Annotated in this window: 17 protein-coding genes; 5 read left to right on the top strand and 12 right to left on the bottom strand. The window is 64.8% G+C overall.

Translation table 11 applies throughout. The features are described 5' to 3' along the window. Positions 1-329: 329 nt before the first annotated feature. Positions 330-3,170 (bottom strand): ATP-binding protein, encoded by a 2,841-nt coding sequence (locus AC0L3B_RS34515; RefSeq protein WP_018458155.1) that lies wholly within the window; start codon positions 3,168-3,170, stop codon positions 330-332. Between the two features lie 197 nt (positions 3,171-3,367). Between AC0L3B_RS34515 and AC0L3B_RS34510 the strand changes: the two genes are divergently transcribed. The 3 genes from AC0L3B_RS34510 to AC0L3B_RS34500 all read left to right on the top strand — a co-directional run bounded on the left by AC0L3B_RS34510 (position 3,368) and on the right by AC0L3B_RS34500 (position 5,478). Continuing rightward, positions 3,368-3,787, top strand: coding sequence for an organic hydroperoxide resistance protein (locus AC0L3B_RS34510; RefSeq protein ID WP_018458156.1), 420 nt, complete (start codon positions 3,368-3,370; stop codon positions 3,785-3,787). A gap of 36 nt (positions 3,788-3,823) precedes the next feature. Then, entirely contained in the window at positions 3,824-4,855 is a 1,032-nt protein-coding gene (locus tag AC0L3B_RS34505) for an alpha/beta fold hydrolase (RefSeq protein WP_018458157.1), read from the top strand. Between the two features lie 119 nt (positions 4,856-4,974). Further along, positions 4,975-5,478, top strand: coding sequence for a cytochrome P460 family protein (locus tag AC0L3B_RS34500; RefSeq protein WP_018458158.1), 504 nt, complete (start codon positions 4,975-4,977; stop codon positions 5,476-5,478). Between the two features lie 10 nt (positions 5,479-5,488). Here AC0L3B_RS34500 and AC0L3B_RS34495 read toward each other — a convergent pair whose 3' ends face one another. The 6 genes from AC0L3B_RS34495 to AC0L3B_RS34470 all read right to left on the bottom strand — a co-directional run bounded on the left by AC0L3B_RS34495 (position 5,489) and on the right by AC0L3B_RS34470 (position 15,572). Then, positions 5,489-8,998 carry a PAS domain-containing hybrid sensor histidine kinase/response regulator gene (locus AC0L3B_RS34495; protein ID WP_085348234.1) on the bottom strand — a complete coding sequence of 1,170 codons (3,510 nt, stop codon included), beginning with the start codon at positions 8,996-8,998 and terminating at the stop codon, positions 5,489-5,491. A gap of 398 nt (positions 8,999-9,396) precedes the next feature. Next, a complete protein-coding gene (hemA, locus tag AC0L3B_RS34490) occupies positions 9,397-10,626 on the bottom strand; it encodes a 5-aminolevulinate synthase (RefSeq protein WP_085349285.1) in 1,230 nt (409 codons plus the stop codon). 201 nt (positions 10,627-10,827) lie between these two features. After that, the gene (locus tag AC0L3B_RS34485) at positions 10,828-11,889 is read right to left on the bottom strand and encodes an MBL fold metallo-hydrolase (protein WP_446481509.1); all 1,062 of its coding nucleotides are present in this window, start codon (positions 11,887-11,889) and stop codon (positions 10,828-10,830) included. A gap of 95 nt (positions 11,890-11,984) precedes the next feature. Beyond that, on the bottom strand, positions 11,985-14,138 hold the full coding sequence (locus tag AC0L3B_RS34480) for a methyl-accepting chemotaxis protein (RefSeq protein WP_018458162.1): 2,154 nt from the start codon (positions 14,136-14,138) through the stop codon (positions 11,985-11,987). 165 nt (positions 14,139-14,303) lie between these two features. Then, entirely contained in the window at positions 14,304-15,029 is a 726-nt protein-coding gene (locus AC0L3B_RS34475) for an outer membrane protein (RefSeq protein ID WP_018458163.1), read from the bottom strand. Between the two features lie 222 nt (positions 15,030-15,251). After that, complete coding sequence (locus AC0L3B_RS34470; RefSeq protein ID WP_027570057.1) at positions 15,252-15,572, bottom strand: hypothetical protein; 321 nt, start codon at positions 15,570-15,572, stop codon at positions 15,252-15,254. Positions 15,573-15,779: 207 nt separating this feature from the next. Between AC0L3B_RS34470 and AC0L3B_RS34465 the strand changes: the two genes are divergently transcribed. Further along, positions 15,780-16,070, top strand: coding sequence for a hypothetical protein (locus tag AC0L3B_RS34465; RefSeq protein ID WP_018458165.1), 291 nt, complete (start codon positions 15,780-15,782; stop codon positions 16,068-16,070). 134 nt (positions 16,071-16,204) lie between these two features. Here the strand turns inward: AC0L3B_RS34465 and AC0L3B_RS34460 are convergent, their stop codons facing one another. Together AC0L3B_RS34460 and AC0L3B_RS34455 are read right to left on the bottom strand one after the other, a co-directional pair. Further along, complete coding sequence (locus tag AC0L3B_RS34460) at positions 16,205-16,414, bottom strand: hypothetical protein (RefSeq protein WP_473381936.1); 210 nt, start codon at positions 16,412-16,414, stop codon at positions 16,205-16,207. After that, entirely contained in the window at positions 16,411-16,575 is a 165-nt protein-coding gene (locus tag AC0L3B_RS34455) for a hypothetical protein (RefSeq protein WP_018458166.1), read from the bottom strand. Before AC0L3B_RS34455 ends, AC0L3B_RS34460 begins: the two co-directional genes overlap by 4 nt. A gap of 346 nt (positions 16,576-16,921) precedes the next feature. Here AC0L3B_RS34455 and AC0L3B_RS34450 point away from each other — a divergent pair, with 346 nt between their 5' ends. Beyond that, positions 16,922-17,191, top strand: coding sequence for a hypothetical protein (locus AC0L3B_RS34450; RefSeq protein WP_083926507.1), 270 nt, complete (start codon positions 16,922-16,924; stop codon positions 17,189-17,191). An 18-nt stretch (positions 17,192-17,209) separates the two neighbouring features. On the opposite strand, the gene AC0L3B_RS34445 is transcribed toward AC0L3B_RS34450, so the two are convergent. From AC0L3B_RS34445 to AC0L3B_RS34435, 3 genes are read right to left on the bottom strand one after another with little or no spacing between them, the layout of a single operon-like run. Continuing rightward, positions 17,210-18,826 (bottom strand): ABC transporter ATP-binding protein, encoded by a 1,617-nt coding sequence (locus AC0L3B_RS34445; protein ID WP_204513214.1) that lies wholly within the window; start codon positions 18,824-18,826, stop codon positions 17,210-17,212. Positions 18,827-18,828: 2 nt separating this feature from the next. Continuing rightward, positions 18,829-19,668: an ABC transporter permease gene (locus AC0L3B_RS34440; RefSeq protein WP_018458168.1), complete on the bottom strand. Its 840-nt coding sequence runs from the start codon at positions 19,666-19,668 to the stop codon at positions 18,829-18,831. Then, on the bottom strand, positions 19,665-20,636 hold the full coding sequence (locus AC0L3B_RS34435) for an ABC transporter permease (protein WP_085358053.1): 972 nt from the start codon (positions 20,634-20,636) through the stop codon (positions 19,665-19,667). Before AC0L3B_RS34435 ends, AC0L3B_RS34440 begins: the two co-directional genes overlap by 4 nt. Between the last annotated feature and the right edge of the window lie 25 nt (positions 20,637-20,661).

Below are 20,661 nucleotides of genomic sequence, written 5' to 3'. Positions count from 1 at the left end.
TACACCTGTATGCTGCTGTGCGGTTTCCTTGCGCTACATTTTCGCGCAGCGGACCGCGGGTGCCAGCCGGCACCCGGCCTTCCCTGCGCCCTCTTGGCTTTGAGGGTGGAATGACCAGGCAAAGCTCGGGCGAAACGCGCCGCGAGGACGCGAAGGCATGTCTGCAAGTTGAACCTGAATTGGAGGATGGCGATGCTGCCCTTTGCTCCGTCATTGCGAGCGTAGCGAAGCGTTCCAGCGTCCTACCGCGGAGAGATTCTGGATTGCTTCGCTGCGCTCGCAATGACGCTTTGAGAGAGTGCGCGCCTCACTCCGCACCAGAGTCCGCGTCACAATGTTTGCAACAACTTCTCGGCAGCCTTGATATCCGCTGTTTCCGAGCCCTGGGCGAAGCCTTCATACGCCAATTGAAGCCACCGCTTCGCTTCCTCGCGCCGGCCGCGTTCGACAAGGAGACCGGCGAGATCGATCGCGGCCCGCAGCTCCCAGGCCTTGGCACCTTTGCGACGACTCAATGCCAGTGATTGCACGAAATGGGCTTCCGCTTGATCGGCCTCGGGCTGGGCTCTGGCCAAGAGAACCCTGCCCTTCATGCGCAGCAGCTCGGGCATGTACAGATGATCGCCGCTTTGCTCGACGAGGCGGATCGCGTCGTCGAGCAGGCGCGCGCTCCGCTCGATCTGCCCAAGCGTCATCAAGCCCTGAACAAGCGCGATGTTGAACGTCGTGGTGAGCAACTCGTAACCGGCATCGTGGAGCTCACGCAGACACGTCCCGATCGTCTCGACGCCTTCGGCGGCATTGCCGCGCTGGATCGCCAGCTCGCCTTTGACGCCGCGGCCGACCGCAAGATAGGGCCCCATGGAGCGCGATTCGGCATGGGCGATGAAGCGGTCGATGTTCTCTTCCGCGGCATCGAGGTCTCCGCTCCAGAGATCGATCGAGACCGCCCAGATCAACGCAATGCAGAGCGTGATCGGATGGTCCATCTGGGCGGCCTCGACGACCGTCTGCCGGGCCAGTTGCATCGCATCCGCGGGGCGGCCCTGCAACCAAAACTCGCGCGCGAGCGAGATGCCGGCCCGGTTGCGGTGATCGAAGCCATAGACGGTGCTGATCCGTTCCGTGCCCGGCTTATGCCAGGCGGTCTCCAGCATCGTCAACGCGTCGCGATGCTCGCCGGCAAGATGCAAGGAGACACCGAGGAGCGAATGGGCGAGGGCGAGGGAGGCGGCATCGCCGAGTGTCCCGGCGACCGTGAGGCTTTGCTGCGCATAGCCGAGCGCGGCGTCGAACTGTCCCATCCGCTCGTGGAAGATATGCATGCGCCCGAGCAGCTGGAGCTGGTTCGGCGCGTCGCCGCGCGCCTCGGCGATCGCAAGGCTTCGGCTCAACGCGGCACGCGCCGCTTCGCTGCCGCCGCGCGTGAACATCAAGGTCAGTCCGAGCGCGGCCTGGATGTGCATTTCCTCGGCGCCGCCGCGCGAGGAAGGATCGAGCGCAAGCAGCGCCCGTTCAGACCAGCGCCGGCACTCGACCAGCAACGACATCGCGAGAAAAATTGGCGCTGCAGCTGCGGCCAGTGCAATGCCGATGCTGGCATCGCCGTCCGTGCCAAAACACCAGTCCAGCGCCGCGCGCACGTTGTGAAGCGCGGAGAAGTGGATCGCGCGCTCGTCGGCGCTCGGCACCGTGGCCCATGTCGTGCCGGCCTGCTCCAGCCATTGCCGGTAATAGGTCGCGTGGCGGGCGGCGAGCGCCGCGTCATCAGGTTCGATCTCGAGCAGATAGGCGCGCGTCGTGTCGAGCAGACGGTAACGCATCATGGCGCCAATCGGCCGCGCCGCGACCATCGACTTGGCCACCAGGCCGTCGATGGCATCGAACAGGCGGGAGCGGTCGACGCGTTCGTCCGGCACGATCTCGAGTGCGGCGTCGATAGTGAAGTGACCGGCGAAAACCGCGAGCCTGCGCAGCACGAGACGTTCGATATCGGACAAGAGCCCGTAGCTCCATGCCAGCGTCGCCTGCAACGTCTTCTGTCGCGGCGGCGCCGTGCGCTGGCCCTGCCAGAGCAGATTGAGGCGCTCGTCGAGCAGTGCCGCGGTCTGCTCCAGGCCGTAGGCTTCGACCCGGCCGGCGGCGAGTTCGATTGCCAGCGCCATGCCGTCCAGCTTGCGGCAGATCCCGGCGACGATCGCTGCATTGGCATCGTCGAGCGCGATCTGCGCGCCACCGGCCGTGGCACGTTCGAGGAAGAGTTGAAGTGCAGGATAAGTCTGCGCCGCGGCCGCCGTCAGACCGGGATGGTCGGGCGGAACGGCAAGCGGCGCCAGCCGATACACCTGCTCGCCCTCGACCCGCAGGGCTTCGCGGCTCGTCGCCAGAATGTAGATATTCGGTGCGGCGTGGAAGATCTCGGCGGCCAGCGGGGCCGCGGCTGCGATGACGTGTTCGCAATTGTCGAGGATCAGCAGCATCCGCTTGTCCCGGAGATGCGCGAGCAGCGCAGGCAGGGGATCGTCGGTTTGCGCCGGCAAGCCCAGCATCAGCAGGATCGAGGTGATCACGAGATCGGGATCGCTCAGCGCGGCAAGATCGACGAAATGTGCGGCGTCGGAGAATGTCGCGAGCAGATCGTGAGCGATGGCAACGGCAACGGCGGTCTTGCCGACACCGCCCGGGCCGACGATCGTGACGAAGCGCGAGCGGATCAGCCTGTCGGAGACGGCGGCGACCGCATCGTCGCGCCCGACCATTCGTTGCAGCCGGTTCGGCAGTTTGACGGGCGGCAATTCCGTTCGCGCTACGGTGCGCCGATCTGCCGCGATAGCCGCCTGCGAGATCGGCGCCACGAAGCAATAGCCGCGGCCGGAGAGCGTCGTGATGTAGCGGGCACCGTCCCTGCCGTCGCCAAGGGCCTTGCGAAGCGCCGCGACGTGAAAGCGCAGATTGGCGTCCTCGACTGTCATGCCGGGCCACACCAGCGCCATCAGATCATACTTGCTGACGACCTGGTTCGGCCGCGACATCAGCGCGAGCAGCGTGTCGAAGGCCTTTGCACCGAGCGGCAGCGCGACGCCGTCGCGCATGACGAGTCTTTCGTGCGGCGTCACAGTGAATGGCCCAAACGAGAGGGTTCCCGTTGCGGTGCCGGCCGGCTCGGTCATGGCGGAATCCTGATCTTTTGGAACGGACCGGATAGCCAGATGATCGCAATCCGGCAAGGCCGTCCCACGCCGCGATCGGACCGCGGATGCAGGTCCTGTGAGGCGCGCGAACCGAGACCTCACAACTTCTCACAAGTCCCAACGGGTGTGTCGCGGCAGCCGCTGCTAGTGAGTTGCGCGATGGCAAGGAGACATTCATGACCCAAGCGGCAAAATTGCTCTACACGGCCCGGACCCGCACCAGTGGCGGGCGGCAGGACGGGATATCGCGCAGTTCCGACGGCCGTCTGGATGTCAAGCTGTCGCCGCCGGGCGGCAACGGCATCGGTACCAATCCCGAGCAATTGTTCGCGGCCGGCTGGTCGGCCTGCTTCGAAGGCGCGATGGAAATCGCGGCCCGCAAGCGGAAGATCGAGCTCCCCAGGAAATGTGCGATCGATGCGGAGATCGACCTCGTGCTCGACGAGGGCGCCTATTCGCTCAGGGCACGCCTCGATGTCAGCCTGCCCGGCCTCGATCGCGAGATCGCGCGCGGCCTCGTCGATGAGGCGCATCAGACCTGTCCCTATTCCAAGGCCGTCCGCGGCAACATCGACGTCACGGTCGCACTGATCTGACGCACCACCTCCAACTATCAGAAAGGTAGCAGCATCATGAAACAGATCATCGATCAGCACCGCCGCCAGTTTTTCGGCATCGCCGCGGGAACTGTCGCCGCCGGCCTCGGCGTGATCGGCCTCGCCCGCGCCGAATCGCAAGCGACGCGCTCTTCCGCAAGGAATGCGTCGTTCGGCGCGATCAAGCAGATCGATGCCGGCGTCCTCAACGTCGGCTACGCGGAGGCCGGTCCTGCGAACGGCCCCGTCGCGATCCTGCTGCACGGCTGGCCCTACGACATTCACGCCTTCGTCGACGTCGCGCCAATCCTGGCAAAGGCCGGCTATCGCGTCATCATTCCCTATCTCCGTGGTTACGGCTCGACCCACTTCCTCTCCGCCGAGACGCCGCGCAACGGCGAGCCCGCGGCAATGGCAGCCGATATCATCGCGCTGATGGACAAGCTCGACATCAAGAAAGCGGTGGTCGCCGGTTTTGATTGGGGCGCGCGCACCGCCGACATCATCGCCGCGCTCTGGCCGGAGCGCTGCCGCGCGCTGGTCTCGGTCAGCGGCTATCTGATCTCCAGCCAGGCCGCGGGCAACGCGCCGCTGCCGCCGTCGGCCGAGCTGCAATGGTGGTACCAGTTTTATTTCGCGACCGAGCGCGGCCGCGCCGGATACGAGAAGTACACGCATGATTTCGCAAAACTGATCTGGAAGCTCGCTTCGCCGCAGTGGAAGTTCGACGACGCCACTTTCGAGCGCAGCGCGGCGGCGCTGGACAACAAGGATCACGTCGCGATCACCATCCACAATTACCGCTGGCGGCTCGGACTCGCCCAGGGCGAGGCGAAGTACGAGGAGCTCGAAAAGAAGCTTGCCGCAGCTCCCGTCATCAGCGTCCCGGCGATCACGATGGAAGGCGATGCCAACGGCGCGCCACATCCCGATCCAAGCGCCTATGCCAAGAAATTCTCGGGCCGGTACGACTATCGCCTGATCACCGGGGGCATCGGCCACAATCTGCCGCAGGAAGCACCGCAAGCCTTTGCCAAGGCCGTCATCGACGCCGACGGCGGCGCCTGAGGATTTTGGCAGCGCCTCGGTCCGGCAAGGCCGGACCGAGGCCTGACATGCGAACGCAGTTCAATGAAGCGTCAGCGAAAATGAAATCCGAAAAGTCAAAAGTTCCGTCTTCTACGACGATGATCGTGCTTGCCGTGCTCCTCCTCGTCGTTGTCCTGACCTGCGTGCCCTATCTGGTCACGATCGCTTTCGCGCAGGGCCCGGCGGATGCCTCGCCCATCTTCGGCGTCACTGTGCCGGAGGGCTACAAGCAGTGGGAGCTGATCGCGCCGGCCGAGGAGGCGGCTCCCCTGGACGAGCTGCGTGCCGTCGTCGGCAACAGGACCGCGATCGATGCTTATCAAGACAACAAGCTTCCGTTCCCGGACGGCACAATTCTGGTCAAGCGGGCCTGGAAGCGGAAACAGTCGCCCGAATTTGCGTCCGCGACGATTCCCGGTGAAGCCACCACCGTCCAGGTGATGGTCAAGGATTCCAAAAAATATGCCTCGACCGGCGGCTGGGGATTTGGTCGCTTCATCAACGGCAAGCCGGTCGACGAGGCCCAGCATCGCACCTGCTTCGCGTGCCACGAAGCTCGTGTGAAGTGTCGCGACTACGTGTTTACAAGGCTTGCGCCCTGAGTGCGGAGTTTCACTCCGCAGCCACCATCTGCTGCGTGCGCCACTGGCCGAGCAGGGCGCGCAGCGAAGCCGGCTTGACCGGCTTGTTGAGCACCGCAACCTTTTCGTCGCGCGCAGCCATTTGCACGGCGGGGCTGCGGTCGGCGGTGATCAGGATCGCGGGGATGCCGTCACCGAAGCGGCGGCGGATGTCGCGGATCGCGGCGATGCCGTTGCCGCGGTCGAGATGGTAATCGACCAGCAGGCCGGTCACGCGGCGGCCCGCAGTCTCGATTGCGGCGATCGCGGCCTCGGGATCGGCGACCGCGATCACTTCGGCGTCCCAGGCTTTCAGCAGCGTGCGCATGCCGTCGAGGATCGCGGCGTCGTTCTCGATGCAGACGATCAGGGTACCCGAGATCGAGGTGCGTGCGAGCGGCGTCGCACTGGTCACGGCCGCGGTGTGGGTGATCGCCTTCGCCGTCGGCACCGTCACGGAAAACACCGAGCCGCCGCCGACATTGGAATCGATGGCAATGTCGTGCTTGAGCACGCGCGCCAGCCGCTCGACGATCGACAGGCCCAGGCCGAGGCCGCGGGCGATCCGCGCACCCTGCTCGAGGCGGTGAAATTCCTTGAAGATCTCGCCGCGCTTGACCGTCGGGATGCCGACGCCGGTGTCGTAGACGCAGATCTTCAGCGTGGCGCCGCGGCGGCGGCAGCCGACCAGCACGCGCCCGCGTGGAGTATATTTGATCGCGTTGGAGATCAGGTTCTGGAGCAGCCGCCGCAGCAAGAGACGATCCGACTCGACGGGCAGCGAACACGGCACGAACACGAGCGCCAGATTCTTCGCGCGTGCGATCGGCGCGAACTCGATCTCCAGCGAGCGCATCAGATCGGCCATCTTGAAGCTCGAGATCGAGGTCGTCATCGCGCCGGCGTCGAGCCTGGAGATGTCGAGCAGCGCGCCGAGAATTTCCTCGATCGCCTGGAGCGATTCGTCGATGTTCTCGACCAGCCGTGTCTCCTCGCCGCTGTGCTGACGCTCGACCAGGCTCGTGACATAGAGCCGCGCCGCGTTCAGCGGCTGGAGAATGTCGTGGCTTGCGGCGGCGAGAAAGCGGGTCTTGGAGATGCTGGCGTCTTCGGCCGCGCTCTTGGCCAGCGCCAGCTCGGAATTCAGCCGGGTCAGCTCCTCGGTGCGGTCGCGCACCCGCTTTTCCAGCGTCGCATTGGCCCTCTCCAGCGCTTCGGCCGCCTCGAACGTGGGCGTGACGTCGGTGAAGGTAATGACGAAGCCGCCGCCGGGCATGCGGTTGGTCAAGATCTCGATCACCATGTGGCGGTCGGGCAGGCGCTCGAGATAAGGCTCGCCGTCGGTGGTGTAAGCCACCAGCCGGCGCTCCAGCATGGCCTCGCGCTCGATCGGATCGGCCGGCTCGCTCACGCCCATGAATTCCAGGATTTCACGCAATGGCGTGCCGAACTGGATGAAATGCGGAGGAACGTTGAGGAGATCGCCGAACTGCCGGTTGGAGCAGATCAGTTGCAGATCGGCATCGAACACCGCGATGCCCTGGCGCACATGGTTAAGCGCGGTCTGGAGGATCTCGCGGTTGAAATGCAGCGCCGCATGGGAATCGTCGAGCAGTTTTAGCGCAGCCTTCGCCGACACCGTCCGTTTGCGCAGCAGCAGCGACATCACGAGACGCGAGGAGGCTGCACCGATCGAGGAGGCGATCAGGTGCTCGGCGTGCTGCAGCAGCTCGAAATCGGCGGGCGCCCCGGACTCCAGCCGCACATTGCGCCGCGCGGATAAGGCCTCGAACGAATGCCGCGCGCGGTCAGGCCCGAGATATTGCGCTACCGTGGTCTGGATGTCCTGCACCGTGACCGTGGTGCGCCAGCGGCGGAAATTCGGGGAAATCGGCGCGAGCGTGTTCGGGACGAACAGATCGGCCTGGACCAGCTCGATCGAAGACGGCCGGCGCGCCAGCGACAGCAGCACGTAGGTGAGGATGTTGAGCGACAGCGACCAGACCACGCCGTGCATCAGCGGCGGCAAATCGGCGCCGAACAACGCTTGCGGCCGCAGCGCCTCGATCCCGAACGGGCCGTGCTGGAGCAGCAGGATGCCCGCCGTCGAGGTATCCATGAAGCTCGGGATGAAGAGCGTGTAGAGCCACACTGCGAAGCCGACCAGCATGCCGCCGATCGCGCCGCGCGCGGTCGCGCGCCGCCACAGCAGTCCGCCGAAGAAGCTTGGTGCAAGCTGGGCGATGGCGGCAAAAGACAGCAGGCCGATCGCCGCGAGCTGGGTGTTGCCGAGCGCGCGGTAGTAGAAATAGGCCATCACCATGATGGCGAAGATCGCGAGCCGGCGCGAACGCAACAGGAAGTCGCTGAAATCGGCGCCGCCGGTGCGCCCCTCCGGCCGTCGTTGCAGCACCAGGGGCACCACGAGGTCGTTCGAAACCATGATGGAGAGCGCGACGCATTCGACGATCACCATCGCGGTCGCCGCCGACAGCCCGCCGACGAAGACGGCGACGCTGAGCAGATCCGCGCCGCCCTCCATCGGCAGCGCCAGCACGTACATGTCAGGATCGGCGGCGCCGAACGGGAAGCTGACGAGGCCGGCGAGCGCGATCGGGATCACGAACAGATTGATGGCGACGAGATAGAGCGGAAACAGCCAGCGCGCGCGACCGACCTCGGCGTCCGAGGAATTCTCCACCACGCTGACGTGGAACTGGCGCGGCAGCAGCATGATCGCGCACAGCGACAGCAGCGTCATGGTCAGGAAGTTGCCGATCGACGGCGAATAGTTGATGACGCGCACCGCCTCCGGTGTCTTCATCGCGCGCTCGATCAGTTCGTGCGGCGAGAACATCCAGAACGTGACGAAGATGCCCGCAGCGAGGAAGGCGACGAGCTTGATGATGGATTCGGTTGCGACCGCCAGCATCAGGCCGTGCTGGTGCTCGGTGGCGTCCGTCTGCCGCGTGCCGAACAGCACCGCGAAGGCCGCCATCGCCAGCGTCACGATCAGCGCCACGTCGCCGATGATCGGGATGTGGGAGAAGGCCTGGTCTTCGCTCAGGATGGTTTCGAGCGAGGAGGCGACCGCCTTGAGCTGGAGCGCGATGTAGGGCACCGAGCCGATGATGGCGATCAGCGCGACGGTTGCCGCCACTGCCTGGCTCTTGCCGTAGCGCGCGCCGATGAAGTCGGCGATCGAGGTGATGTTGTGGGCCTTCGCGAGCTGGATCACGCGGCGCAGCACGCCGGCCCCTAACCCGATCATCAGGATCGGGCCGACATAGATCGCGAGGAAGTCGGTGGAGGTGCGGGTGGCGAAGCCGACCGAGCCGAAGAAGGTCCAGGAGGTGCAGTAGATCGCCAGCGACAGCGGATAGATCAGCCCCGAGGCGCGGCCGCGCCCGGCCGGCGAGCGGCGGTCGCCATGGCTCGCCACCAGGAACAGAAAGCCGATATAGCCGAAGGCGGCGGCGATCACGCCCCAATCGTGCAGCATGGCGAGCGTGCTTCTCCCGGGGCGCGCGCTGGCCGCGCCCAATCTCATTTTCCCTGTAAATCTAGCGCGTTGGACGGGTGGAGGCGACAGCGAAATGCCGTGCCACGGCGGGAACCGGAGTTGTCGTTAAGCGGTGCGCAGTCTTTAAGCTGCGCTGCTTCTGGCTTACCGAGAGAGTCCCCGCGTGGTACCCCCCTCCCTGACCCGCCCCCACAAGGAGGGAGGGAACGGAGAGACCGTCCGCGTTGCAGGAAATTCGAGACCGACCGCTACGCTGTGGGGCTCCCCCGACGTAAGGGAGGCGCAACTCTCTCGCTCCCTTTCCCCCTGTGGGGGAGGGTGGGGAGGGGGAAGCTCCGGGACGGTGAAACTTAGATCGAAAGAGAAGGCGAAGAAGCCTATTCCGCCGCCAGCGACTTCTCGCGGAGCGGCAGACCCAGGCGGTCCCACACCTGCAGCAGGGCTTCGGCGAGTTGATCGATCAGGCCGTCGTCGTGATAGGGCGAGGGCGTGATGCGCAGGCGTTCGGAGCCCTTGGCGACCGTCGGATAGTTGATCGGCTGGATGTAGATGCCGTGCCGTTCGAGCAAGAGGTCGGAAGCCTGCTTGCACTTCTCGGCATCGCCGATGAACAGCGGGACGATGTGGGTGTCGCTCGACATCACCGGCAGGCCGGCGGCGTTGAGGATCGCCTTGACCCGGGCGGCGCGGTCCTGGTGACGCTCGCGCTCCCAGCTTGACGTCTTCAGATGCTTGATCGCGGCGGTCGCGGCCGAGCAGATCGCCGGCGGCAGCGCGGTGGTGAAGATGAAGCCGGGCGCATAGGAGCGCACGGCGTCGATGATCTGACCGTTGGCGGCGATGTAGCCGCCGAGGCAGCCGAACGCCTTGGCAAGCGTGCCTTCGAGAATGTCGATGCGATGCATCACGCCGTCGCGCTCGGCGATGCCGCCGCCGCGCGGGCCGTACATGCCGACGGCGTGGACCTCGTCGACATAGGTCATCGCGCCGTACTTCTCGGCGAGGTCGCAGATCTTGGCGAGCGGGGCGATGTCGCCGTCCATCGAATAAAGACTCTCGCAGGCGATCAGCTTGGGCCGGCTCGGGCCCGCAGCCTTCAACAGCGCTTCGAGATCGGCGAGGTCGTTGTGGCGGAACACGACCCGCTCGCAGCCGGACTGGCGGATGCCCTCGATCATCGAATTGTGGTTGAGCTCGTCGGACAGGATCAGGCAGTTCGGAATGAGCTTTGCGATGGTCGCGATGCCGGTCTGGTTCGAGACGTAGCCGGACGTGAAGAGCAGCGAGGCTTCCTTGCCGTGGAGATCGGCGAGCTCGGCCTCGAGCTGCACCAGCGGATGATGCGTGCCGGCGATGTTGCGGGTGCCGCCGGCGCCGGTGCCGACGCGGGTCGCGGTCTCGACCATCGCGCCCACCACCTTCGGGTGCTGGCCCATGCCGAGATAATCGTTGGAGCACCAGATCACGACGTCGCGCTTGCCCTTGGGCGAGTGCCAGAGCGCATGCGGGAACCGGCCGGCAATGCGCTCGAGATCGGCGAACACGCGGTAGCGCCGCTCGGTGTGGAGACGATCAAGGGCGGAATTGAAAAACTGGGCGTAATCCATCGTCAAACCTGCAGCGGAACCGACCAAAGATCCGCATATCCTTAGAGCTTTTCCAGCTCCAATGTCTATGCGCTATCCCACATTTGGACCTGCGGGGCATTTGGGCAAAATGCCCTATCGTGCGATTTGAAACTTGATCCGGATCAAGTTCGCGCGAGATGCAATGTTGCTCTGCACCATCCGCTGAATTGAAGTCAGCGCTCAGGTCGTCCTGAACTGCAACACGCCGTCCTGCGTCTCGGCCGTCAGCCGGCCCTCGACGATCATGTAATTGACGTGGGCGACCAGTTCGCCGGCAGCGAAACCCATCTGATGTTCGTCCAGAACGTGCTTGTTAAACACCACGGGCACCAGGGCGCGCGAGGTCTGCGGCACCTCGCGGCAGGCTTCCGCGATCAGGCGGCAGCGCTCCTCATGGTGATCGGCGAGCTGCTTGATGCGGGTCTTGAGCCCGTAGAACGGCACGCCGTGGCCAGGCAGCACCAGCACGTCATAGGGGAGAGTCGTGGTGAGGCTGGCGAGCGAGGCCAGATATTCGCCGAGCGAGTTCTGGTCGGGTTCGACCGCCCACACGCTGACGTTCGGCGAGATCTTGCTCAGCACCTGGTCGGCCGAGAGGAACAGCTTGTCGTCGGCGCAGTACAGCATCACCTGGTCGAGTGCGTGACCGCCGCCGGTGATCACCTTGAAGCGGCGCGTGCCGATCACGACGTCCTCGCCATGCGAGATGCGGCGGTAGGACGGCGGCAGCACCGAGACGCGCTTGAGATAGTCCTGACCGCGGCCGAGCAGTTTTTCGGTGAGCGACTCGTCCATGCCATGGCGGCGGAAGAACAGCCGCTGCGCTTCCTGCCGCTCCTCGGTGCCGCGGTTCTGGTGATAGACCGATTGCAGATATTCGACCTGCGACATCACGAGCGGGCAGTTGAACCGCTCGACGATCCACCCGGCCAGACCGACATGATCGGGATGGGAATGGGTCACGATCAGGCGCGTGATGTTGACGCCCTTCAGCGGCCCGTCGAACAGCTTCGTCCAGGCTTCGATCGTCTCCTCATTGCCGAAGCCGGCATCGATCATGGCATAGCCGTCACCATCGGCGAGCAGGTAGATGTTCACATGGTTGAGGCGGAACGGCAGCTTCAGCCGCGCCCACAACACGCCTGGCTTCACCTCGACGACCTGTTCGGGGCCGGGATGCTGTTCCCAGGGATAGCGCAGGGCGTCGGCGGAGGACTGCACGGTGTCGGTCTTTGCGTTCATCCTACCGGCTTAAACCCGCCCGTCACGGCGCGCCAGCCGAAAAAGAACGCTGGCGCGGCCCGCATAGCGGTCATTCCGGGCTACGGAACGGCGCCTTACGCAGCCCGCATGTTGTTGAGGAACGCGTCGATCTCTCCGCGCAGCATGTCGGCTTCGCGGCGGAGCGCGTCGGAGGCGCCGAGCACTTCGTTCGCCGCTGCGCCGGCTTCCGCCGAAGCCGTGGAGACGCCGACGATGTTGCTGGAAACCTCGCTGGTGCCGCCGGCCGCATGCTGGATGTTGCGGGCGATCTCGCGTGTCGCCGCGCCCTGTTCCTCGACGGCGGCGGCGATCGTCGTAGTGACGTCGTTGATCTCGCCGATGATCCGGCCGATGCCCTGGATGGCGCCGACCGCCGACGTCGTCACTGACTGCATGCTGGCGATTTGGCTACGGATCTCCTCCGTGGCCTTGGCGGTCTGGCTCGCGAGGCTCTTCACCTCGGAGGCGACCACCGCGAAGCCGCGGCCGGCTTCGCCCGCGCGCGCCGCCTCGATGGTGGCGTTGAGCGCCAGCAGATTGGTCTGCGAGGCGATGGTCTGAATCAGGTCGACCACCACGCTGATGCGGCTCGCGCTGTCGGCGAGGCTCTGCACGGTGGCGTCGGTCGCCCCCGCTTCGTCGACCGCCTTCCTGGCGATCGCGGCCGAGGTGACGACCTGCTTGCTGATTTCCTCGATCGAGGACGAGAGCTGCTCGGTGCCTGACGATACGGTCTGCACGTTGACCGAGGTCTCTTCGGCTGCGGAGGCAACCGCGTTCACCAGCGCGTTGGACTGGTCTGCCGTGGTCGACATGCTCTGCGCGGTCGATTGCATCGAATTGGCCGACTGCGCGAGATTGTCGAGTGCGGAGCGCACCGTACTCTCGAACCCGGCGATCTTCGCCTCCATCTGCGCCGCACGCTCGGCCTTGGCGATGCGATCCCTGTCCTGCTCGCTCGCAAGCGCCCGGGCTTCAATCATGCTGTCGCGGAACACCGTCAGCGTTTCCTTCATCGCGCCGATCTCGTCGTTCTGCCGGGAGCGGACGATCTCGGTGTCAAGGTCGCCGGCCGAGAGCAACTGCATGGCGCGTTGAAGCTCGCGAATGCGGCGCAGGATGTTGCGGCCGACATAGAGCCAGACGAACAGCGCCGAGCCGACCAGCGTCAGTGCGCCGAGCGCCAGCATCGCGGTGGTCGCGAGCGAGATCTCCTGCCGCGCCTGGAAGGTCGACGCGTTGGTCTCCTTCTGCACACCCTCGACCAGCTGCTGCACGCTGATGCCGAGGCCGACATTGAGCTTGCGGGTCTCGTCCAGGATGGTCTGGCCGTAGTCGATCGCGTCGAGCTCTTTCTGGCGGATCTTGAACACGCCGGACTTGCCTTCGCCGAAGGCGAACAGCTTTTGCACGGTGTCGCGCACCGCCTGCATCGAGGCCATGTTCGGCAGGTCCTCGAGGTTCGACTTGACACGGTCGCGCGTCGCCTTGAACTCCTTCTCGATCGCCTCCAGCGTATCGCTGTTGTTGGCCGACAGCGCCGCCATCATGTCGGCGGCCATCAGATTGCCGTTGGCGGAGATGGTCGCGACCTGGGAGACGGTGCGGGCGGCTTCGGTGGCATCGTCAGCGGAAACTTCCGCCGCACCGAGGATCGCGTTCAGACGCGTCTGCGCATCCAGCATGGCAGGACCGGCCGCACCGACGAAGGTGAGCTGCGCCTTGCGGAGTGCTTCATATTGCTTGTCATGCAGCGCGCCGGTATCGAGCCGCTCGCGCGCGGCTGACACCAGGCTCTGGGTCGCCTCGTCGATGCTCTTGGCGGTGTCGCGCAACGCGGTTGCGATCTGCTTGTCGGCGCCGAGCTCGATGATCTCGCCAAGCTTGGCCATGGCAAGCTGCTGGATCTCCTGCACCTTCTTGGTGCGTTCGTTCAGCGCCTCGTCGGACGGCGACGCCAGCAGGCCCGGCCCCTGCGCCGCGAGCGTTGCGCTTTGCGATGCGAGTTGAAGGCTTGCGGAAAGGCGGGGGATATCGCGGCCGCTCAGGTCCATCATAGTGCTGCCGAGATGGTTGAAGACGAAGCCGGCGCCGGCCGCGATCACGAGACCCATGCCCGCGATCACTGCGAAGGCCGTGAACAGGCTGCCGCGCACGCCCCATGTCGGCATTTTGAAACGAGGCCGGATACCACCAAGCAAACGGCCAAGGCCCAGACGGATCGCCATCGAAATTCCCCCACGCATGATCTTTATGTTTTCGCGGCGGAGTATCCTCGGGGCAGGTTAAAAAATCGCAAGTTGCTCAATTGGTTGCGTTGCGTTCCGCACAGCGAAAAAAGAAGGGCCGGCAACGATGCCGGCCCTTCATCATGATAAGGCTTTGATAACCGTTCAGTAGCGCGCGACCGCCGAGTTGGCCCAGTTGAAGCGGTAGTTGACGCCCGCCTTGATGGTGTGGTCGTCGGTGGTGAAGTTGCCGGTTCCCGCCAGCGGGCCCGCGGTGAAGTGGGCGTCGCCGAAATTGTAGTACTGGTACTCGGCCTTGGCTGACCAGTTCGGCGCGAACATGTATTCGAGGCCGGCGCCGACGGTGTAGCCGTTGCGGTGGTCGCCGCTGATGATGAAGCCGGTCGGCACGCCGCCGACGGTCACCTTCTCGTTGTTGTCGGAATAGGCGTAGCCGCCCTTCACGTAGAGCAGGCCCGGACCCCAGGTGTAGCCGACGCGGCCGGTGATCGAGCCGAGACCGCGCTGGTCGTTGGTGTAGGCGACGCCGGCTGGGAACACCGCGCCGACGCTGCCGGAGAGCCAGGAATACTGGCCTTCGACGCCGACAACGAAGTTCGGGTTGAACTGCCAGTCCGCACCGGCCTGCAGACCGCCGAGGAAACGGCCGTTGCCGTTATTGCCGGTGGAGAGGCCGCTGAAATTGTTGTCGCTGGAGAACGCGCCGCCGACATGGCCGCCGATATAGAAGCCGGTCCAGTTGTAAATCGGGGCGGCATAGGCGGGCGCGGGCGCCTTATAATAGTTGCGGTTACCGAGATCGGCACCGACCGCCGGTGCGGCAGCGCCCACCACGAGCAGCGCAACGGTCGCAAACAGAATCTTCTTCATAGTCCAAACTCCAACACTTAAGTCCCCGGCAGTCGCGCTTTCCGCGCCGTCGTTGGTTTGCAGATAGCTCGCTTTTGACGAAAATGCTGTCACATCCATGGCACAGCGGCAGCCAACGTAACTTATTGGGCTGTAAATGATTTTTGTGCTTAATGTCGGCTTAAGAAGTGCTGAAGGAAAGCTTAACTCGGCGTTATCAGGGTAACTTGCGCGCGCATCTCATTAACCAAGACGGCGCCGCGCCTCATCGCGCATCTGTTCGCGGAATGCAGCGCGCTTTGCGGGCCGGTCTTCCTCGCGCACGTCATGACGATCGAAGACGTCGAACTTCTCCAGGATCGGATAGCGCTCGCTCGCCATCGCGAGCACGCGCAGCACCTTGGTCGCCGACGGTGTCGGGCCGCTCACTTCCCAGCGCCGGATGGTGTCGGCGCCGCCCTTCTCCGGCAATCCGCAAAGCCGGGCCATGTCGGCCGCGGTGAGCTTGCGCTCGAGGACCTCCGAGAGATCGTTGCGGAGTTGCTTCAGTTCGGGACCGGTCATGTCGCCTCAATACACGAAGTCGATGAGGTGAATGCACTAGCGCTGATTCGGGTCCATCCGAAGGCGAGGCACGCGAGCGGGCGTGCTAGTCGTGCGACCGCTCCCCGGCGCCTCCGCCCGCGCACGGAGTTATGAACGGCTGCCTATGGAAATCCGCGGCTGAATGAACAGATGGCAAGGGGCCCACAGCGAATGAAGGGATCAGCCATGACAAGCATCAAACCCGCCATTGCCGCCCTAGTCACCGTCGGGTTGCTTGCCGCGCCGATCGCGGCTGAGGCCAAGAAGCACCGGTCAAGCCGAGCTTACAGCACCGGCGTGGTGGCTCCGAGCTATGGGAGCGCCGGATCGTTGGCAGCACAGCCCAGAGCCTACGGGTCGAGCGGACAGTCGGTCGGGACGGTCACGGCGCCGTCGGTCGGTACGTATAACTGGCCGTCGGTCGGCGTGACCAACGCAGTCCCGACCTGGAGCAACACCAACCCGCCGGTCAGGTAGGCGCGCCTGTCTGGCGAGCCAATGCCGGTCACCTGTGACGGTCGCAAGGCCAAAGAAGATGATAAAGTGCGACCAGCAATGATCATGGCGGTGGACCAGACATTGCGGATCGTTCAGGGAGAGCCCGTCCGATCCTAAATTCCCCGCCCGGCCTGTTGGCCGATCACGCAGCGCCACCCGGCGAGGCGCTCGGCCGGATGCTGGTTCATCCATTCGGCGAGTTGCGGCGCGCCCATCAGGCAAGATTGCATCGAGACGTCGGCGAGGTCGGATGTGGTGACGGTCTGCTCATGACAGTTCGCCGGAGAGGCGAGGTTGCAGAGCACGGCGATGATTTTGATCACGCGAGGTTGCCCCCGTCGCTGCGACGTGCGGCGGCTCCGCCTGATCTCTCGCTCATCGGATCAGTCGGCGGGAAGATGCTGTCGTAGATCGCGCGCGCTTCCTGGATGAGGCGAATGCGCTCGCGCTCGGATTTCGAGACAAACTGAATAATCTGGCCCATGTCGGCTCCAATTAGATCTTCAATCCACCATCACATGATGGAAATCATTTCATGCGGATGTGGGGTGCCGGCTTCGGCTTTGCAGCCATGCGGGCGGTCACGAGGGATAAAAAGCCCGTGACTATTCCGTTCCTGAGGTGGAACGGGGTACCTTCAGCGATGCGCCGATGGCACGGCGCATCCGTTCGGCGGGGACCGCTTCGTAGCATCGTGATGAAGAGTTGAGCCCACGGGATGATGGCACTGCGGCACATTTTCTCGCGCGTGGAGTTGTAAGGTCAGTCAGTGCACGGTCGCCTCGACGAACGGCATTGCGATTGAGAGACCGCGCCCGAAAGGATCAGCCATGACAAGAACAAAACGCACCATTGCTGCACTTATTGCTCTCGGATTGGCCGCCGCGCCACTTGCTGTAAACGCACAAACATCGGGGACGGGTACACCAGGCAGCACGAGCGGACGCACCGGAGCGCCGGTTCAGCAAGGGACCATCGGAAGTTCCGGGCAGACCGTCGGGACCGTGACGGCGCCGTCGATCGGAACGTCCAACCAGCCCTCCGTCGGCGTAACAAACTCAGTCCCCACCTGGAACAACACGAATCCTCGAACGAAGTAGAAACCGCGGTCGGCTGACTTACGCCGGCGCGCGCTCTCTCTGCCCCGGGACTGCTGCGAGCAATTCGCGTGTATAGGCATGCTCGGGCGCGGCGAACAGCTGCGCGGTCGGCTTCAGCTCGACGATGACGCCGCGCTGCATCACGGCGATGCGGTCACAGATTTGCGCTGCGACTCGCAGGTCGTGGGTGATGAACAGCATCGAGAGGCCGAGGCGGGCCTTGAGGTCTTCGAGCAGCCTTAGGACCTGCGCCTGCACGGAGACGTCGAGCGCGGAGACGGCCTCGTCCGCGACGATGATCTCGGGCTCGAGCGCGAGCGCGCGCGCAATGCCGATGCGCTGGCGCTGGCCGCCGGAGAATTCATGCGGATAGCGTTCGAGCGCGCCGGCATCGAGCCCGACCATCTTGAGGAGATCGCGGGCGCGGTCGAACGCCACTTTCGGATCGGTGCCGGCCGCGATCGGGCCGTCGGCGATGATATGACCGACCTTGCGGCGCGGATTGAGCGAAGCGAACGGATCCTGGAAGATCATCTGGATGCGAGGGCGCTCGGCGCGTAGCGCCTTGCCCGCGAGCTTTGTGAGATCGGTCTCGCCGATCCGCACGGTGCCGCGGTCGGCCTCGATCAGCCGCATCACAAGGCGGGCCACCGACGATTTGCCAGAACCGGATTCGCCGACCAGGCCGAGCGTCTCGCCTTTGAGGATGTTGAAATTAACCCCGCGCGCGGCATCGACGCGGCGGTCCTCGCGAAACCAGCCGCCCGAGGTGACGTAGGTCTTGTCCAGTCCGATCACCTCGACCGCCTTGGCCTGGTCGTCCAGGGGGCTGCGGGCGGGTGGGTCCATCGAGGGCACGGCGGCGAGCAGCGCCTTGGTGTAGTCGTGTTGCGGCGCGTTGAAGACCGCCGAGGCGGGGCCTTCCTCGACCACCTTGCCATGGCGCAACACCACGACTTGGTCGGCGATGTCGGCGACCACGCCGAAATCATGGGTGATGAACATCACCGCCATGTTGCGATTGCGCTGGAGGTTGCGGATCAGTTTCAGGATCTGCGCTTGCGTGGTGACGTCGAGCGCGGTGGTCGGCTCGTCCGCAACCAGCACCGCCGGTTCGAGCGCGAGCGCCATCGCGATCATGGCGCGCTGGCGCTGGCCGCCGGAGAGCTGGTGCGGATAGGCGCGCACGATGCGCTCGGGGTCGGGGAGGCCGACTTCGCGCGCCAGCGATAGCGCCTTTGCGCGCCGCTCCCTCGGCGTGAGCAGCCCGTGCGCCTCGAACATCTCCGCCATCTGGTCGCCGATCCGCATCAACGGATTGAGCGCGGTCATCGGTTCCTGAAAAATCATCGCAAGCCGGCGGCCGCGCAGATCGCGCCAGCATTCGTCGTCGAGTTTGAGCAGGTCGCGTCCTTCGAACTGGATCTCGCCGGAGGTGACGGTGACCGTGTCCGGCAACAGGCCCATCAGCGCATGCGCGCACATCGACTTGCCGGAGCCGGATTCGCCGACCACGCAAACGATCTTGCCGGGCCGCAAATCGAGCGAGATGCCGTCGACCGCGAAGGGACGCTCGGCGCCCTTGGGCAATGCGATCCGCAGATTCTTGACGGAGACGGCGGGCGGTGCGGTCATGATCAGCGGCCCTCCCGCGACAGCCGCGGATTGAGCGCGTCGTTGAGGCCTTCGCCGATCAAATTGAGCCCGAGCACCGAGATCAGGATCGCGACGCCGGGAAACACGGTGATCCACCAGGCCTGGCGGATCACGGTGCGGCCGGCACCGACCATGTAGCCCCAGGAGATCAGATTGGGATCGCCGAGGCCGAGGAACGCCAGCGAGGATTCCAGCAGGATCGCGGTCGCCACCATCAGCGAAGCCAGCACGATCACCGGCGACAGCGTGTTCGGCAGGATTTCGCGCAGGATGATCCAGGTGTTGCTCTGGCCCGTGACCACCGCGGCCTGGACGTACTCCCGCGTGCGCAACGACAGCACCTCGCCGCGGACGAGGCGCGCGACCGGCGGCCAGCTTACCAGCGCGATCGAGGCGACGATCGAATAGATCGAGGGCTGCAGGATCGCGACCAGGACGATCGCGAGCGCAAAGCTCGGAATGGTTTGGAAGAACTCGGTGAAACGCATCAGGGCGTCGTCGACCCTGCCGCCGAAATAGCCGGCCATGGCGCCGATCGGAACGCCGACGACCAGCGCCACCAGGGTGGAGACCATGCCGACGAGCAGCGAGACGCGTGCGCCGAAGATCATGCCGGCGAACACGTCGCGGCCGAGTGCATCGGTGCCGAGCGGCACGGTCGCGAGCGTGAACGGCGGCAGGAACGGCCGCTGCACCATGCGCCAGGGCGAGTTCGGGAACAGCATCGGACCGAACAAGGCGACTGAGATCGCAAGGAGCAGGATGATGAGCCCGATGACGCCGCTCGGGCTCCTCAACATCGATTTCCAGAACTGTTTCATGTGGTGAATTCGATGCGCGGGTCGACCAGGCGATAGACCAGGTCGGTAATGAGGTTGAAGATCAGGACCATGGCGGAGCAGATCACGAAGACCCCGAGCAGCAGATTGTAGTCGCGCTGGAGCAGGGCGTCGTACATCAGGCGTCCGATGCCGGGCCAGGCGAACACGGTCTCGGTGATGACGGCGCCGCCGATCAGGGTGCCGGAGTGGACGCCGGCGAGCGTCACGACGGGGAGCAGCGCATTGCGCAGGACGTGGCGACGCTGGATCACGGCGTCGGACAGGCCTTTGGCGCGCGCGGTCTTGACGAAGTCGAGACGCTTCACCTCCAGCATCGAGGCGCGCGTCATGCGGGTGTAGGTCGCCATGAAGAACAGGCCGAGCGTCATCGCCGGCATGATCAGGTGCCTTGCGACGTCGACCACATGGGCAGGGCCGGAAAGGTTGGCGCCGACGGTCTCGTAGCCGAAGCTCGGCAGCCAATCCATGGTGACCGAAAACAGCAGGATGCCCATCAGCGCCACCCAGAAGATCGGCATTGCGTAGAATATCAGGGCGAAGACGGTGATCGCGGTGTCGAGAAAGGTTCCGGCAAAGCGCGCGGCGAAGGTGCCGAAGAGAACGCCGAGCACGAGCGAGATCGCAAACGCCGTCAGCGTCAGCAGCAATGTCGCGGGCAGCCGCTCGCCGATCAGCTTCGCGACCGGTGCCTGCTGGCGGAAGGAGAAGCCGAGATCGAGGGTAGCAATGCCCTTGACGTAGATGAAGAGCTGCTCGGGCATCGGCTTGTCCAGGCCGAACTTCTCCCTGAGCTGCTGGACGAAGATCTGGTCGCTGGCGCCGGCCTCGCCCGCCATCACGACGGCGGGATCGCCGGGCGCGAGCCGGATCAGGAAGAAATTGAGGACGACGATCGCAAGCAGGACGATCACGCCCTTCGCGACACGCTGAGCGACAAAGGAGAGCATCTAGAGGATCATATCGGTGATGTGA

The sequence above is a fragment of the Bradyrhizobium sp. Kon56 genome (assembly GCF_055807635.1).
The sequence above is the reverse complement of the archived record's forward strand: the minus strand, read 5'-3'. Positions and strand labels throughout refer to the sequence as shown.

Bases quoted from the DNA above. Each gene is read 5' to 3' on its own strand.
- AC0L3B_RS34515 (WP_018458155.1), bottom strand. From the start codon at position 3,170: ATGACCGAGCCGGCCGGCACCGCAACGGGAACCCTCTCGTTTGGGCCA.
- AC0L3B_RS34510 (WP_018458156.1), top strand. From the start codon at position 3,368: ATGACCCAAGCGGCAAAATTGCTCTACACGGCCCGGACCCGCACCAGT.
- AC0L3B_RS34505 (WP_018458157.1), top strand. From the start codon at position 3,824: ATGAAACAGATCATCGATCAGCACCGCCGCCAGTTTTTCGGCATCGCC.
- AC0L3B_RS34500 (WP_018458158.1), top strand. From the start codon at position 4,975: ATGATCGTGCTTGCCGTGCTCCTCCTCGTCGTTGTCCTGACCTGCGTG.
- AC0L3B_RS34495 (WP_085348234.1), bottom strand. From the start codon at position 8,998: ATGCTGCACGATTGGGGCGTGATCGCCGCCGCCTTCGGCTATATCGGC.
- hemA (WP_085349285.1), bottom strand. From the start codon at position 10,626: ATGGATTACGCCCAGTTTTTCAATTCCGCCCTTGATCGTCTCCACACC.
- AC0L3B_RS34485 (WP_446481509.1), bottom strand. From the start codon at position 11,889: ATGAACGCAAAGACCGACACCGTGCAGTCCTCCGCCGACGCCCTGCGC.
- AC0L3B_RS34480 (WP_018458162.1), bottom strand. From the start codon at position 14,138: ATGGCGATCCGTCTGGGCCTTGGCCGTTTGCTTGGTGGTATCCGGCCT.
- AC0L3B_RS34475 (WP_018458163.1), bottom strand. From the start codon at position 15,029: ATGAAGAAGATTCTGTTTGCGACCGTTGCGCTGCTCGTGGTGGGCGCT.
- AC0L3B_RS34470 (WP_027570057.1), bottom strand. From the start codon at position 15,572: ATGACCGGTCCCGAACTGAAGCAACTCCGCAACGATCTCTCGGAGGTC.
- AC0L3B_RS34465 (WP_018458165.1), top strand. From the start codon at position 15,780: ATGACAAGCATCAAACCCGCCATTGCCGCCCTAGTCACCGTCGGGTTG.
- AC0L3B_RS34455 (WP_018458166.1), bottom strand. From the start codon at position 16,575: ATGGGCCAGATTATTCAGTTTGTCTCGAAATCCGAGCGCGAGCGCATT.
- AC0L3B_RS34450 (WP_083926507.1), top strand. From the start codon at position 16,922: ATGACAAGAACAAAACGCACCATTGCTGCACTTATTGCTCTCGGATTG.
- AC0L3B_RS34445 (WP_204513214.1), bottom strand. From the start codon at position 18,826: ATGACCGCACCGCCCGCCGTCTCCGTCAAGAATCTGCGGATCGCATTG.
- AC0L3B_RS34440 (WP_018458168.1), bottom strand. From the start codon at position 19,668: ATGAAACAGTTCTGGAAATCGATGTTGAGGAGCCCGAGCGGCGTCATC.
- AC0L3B_RS34435 (WP_085358053.1), bottom strand. From the start codon at position 20,636: ATGCTCTCCTTTGTCGCTCAGCGTGTCGCGAAGGGCGTGATCGTCCTG.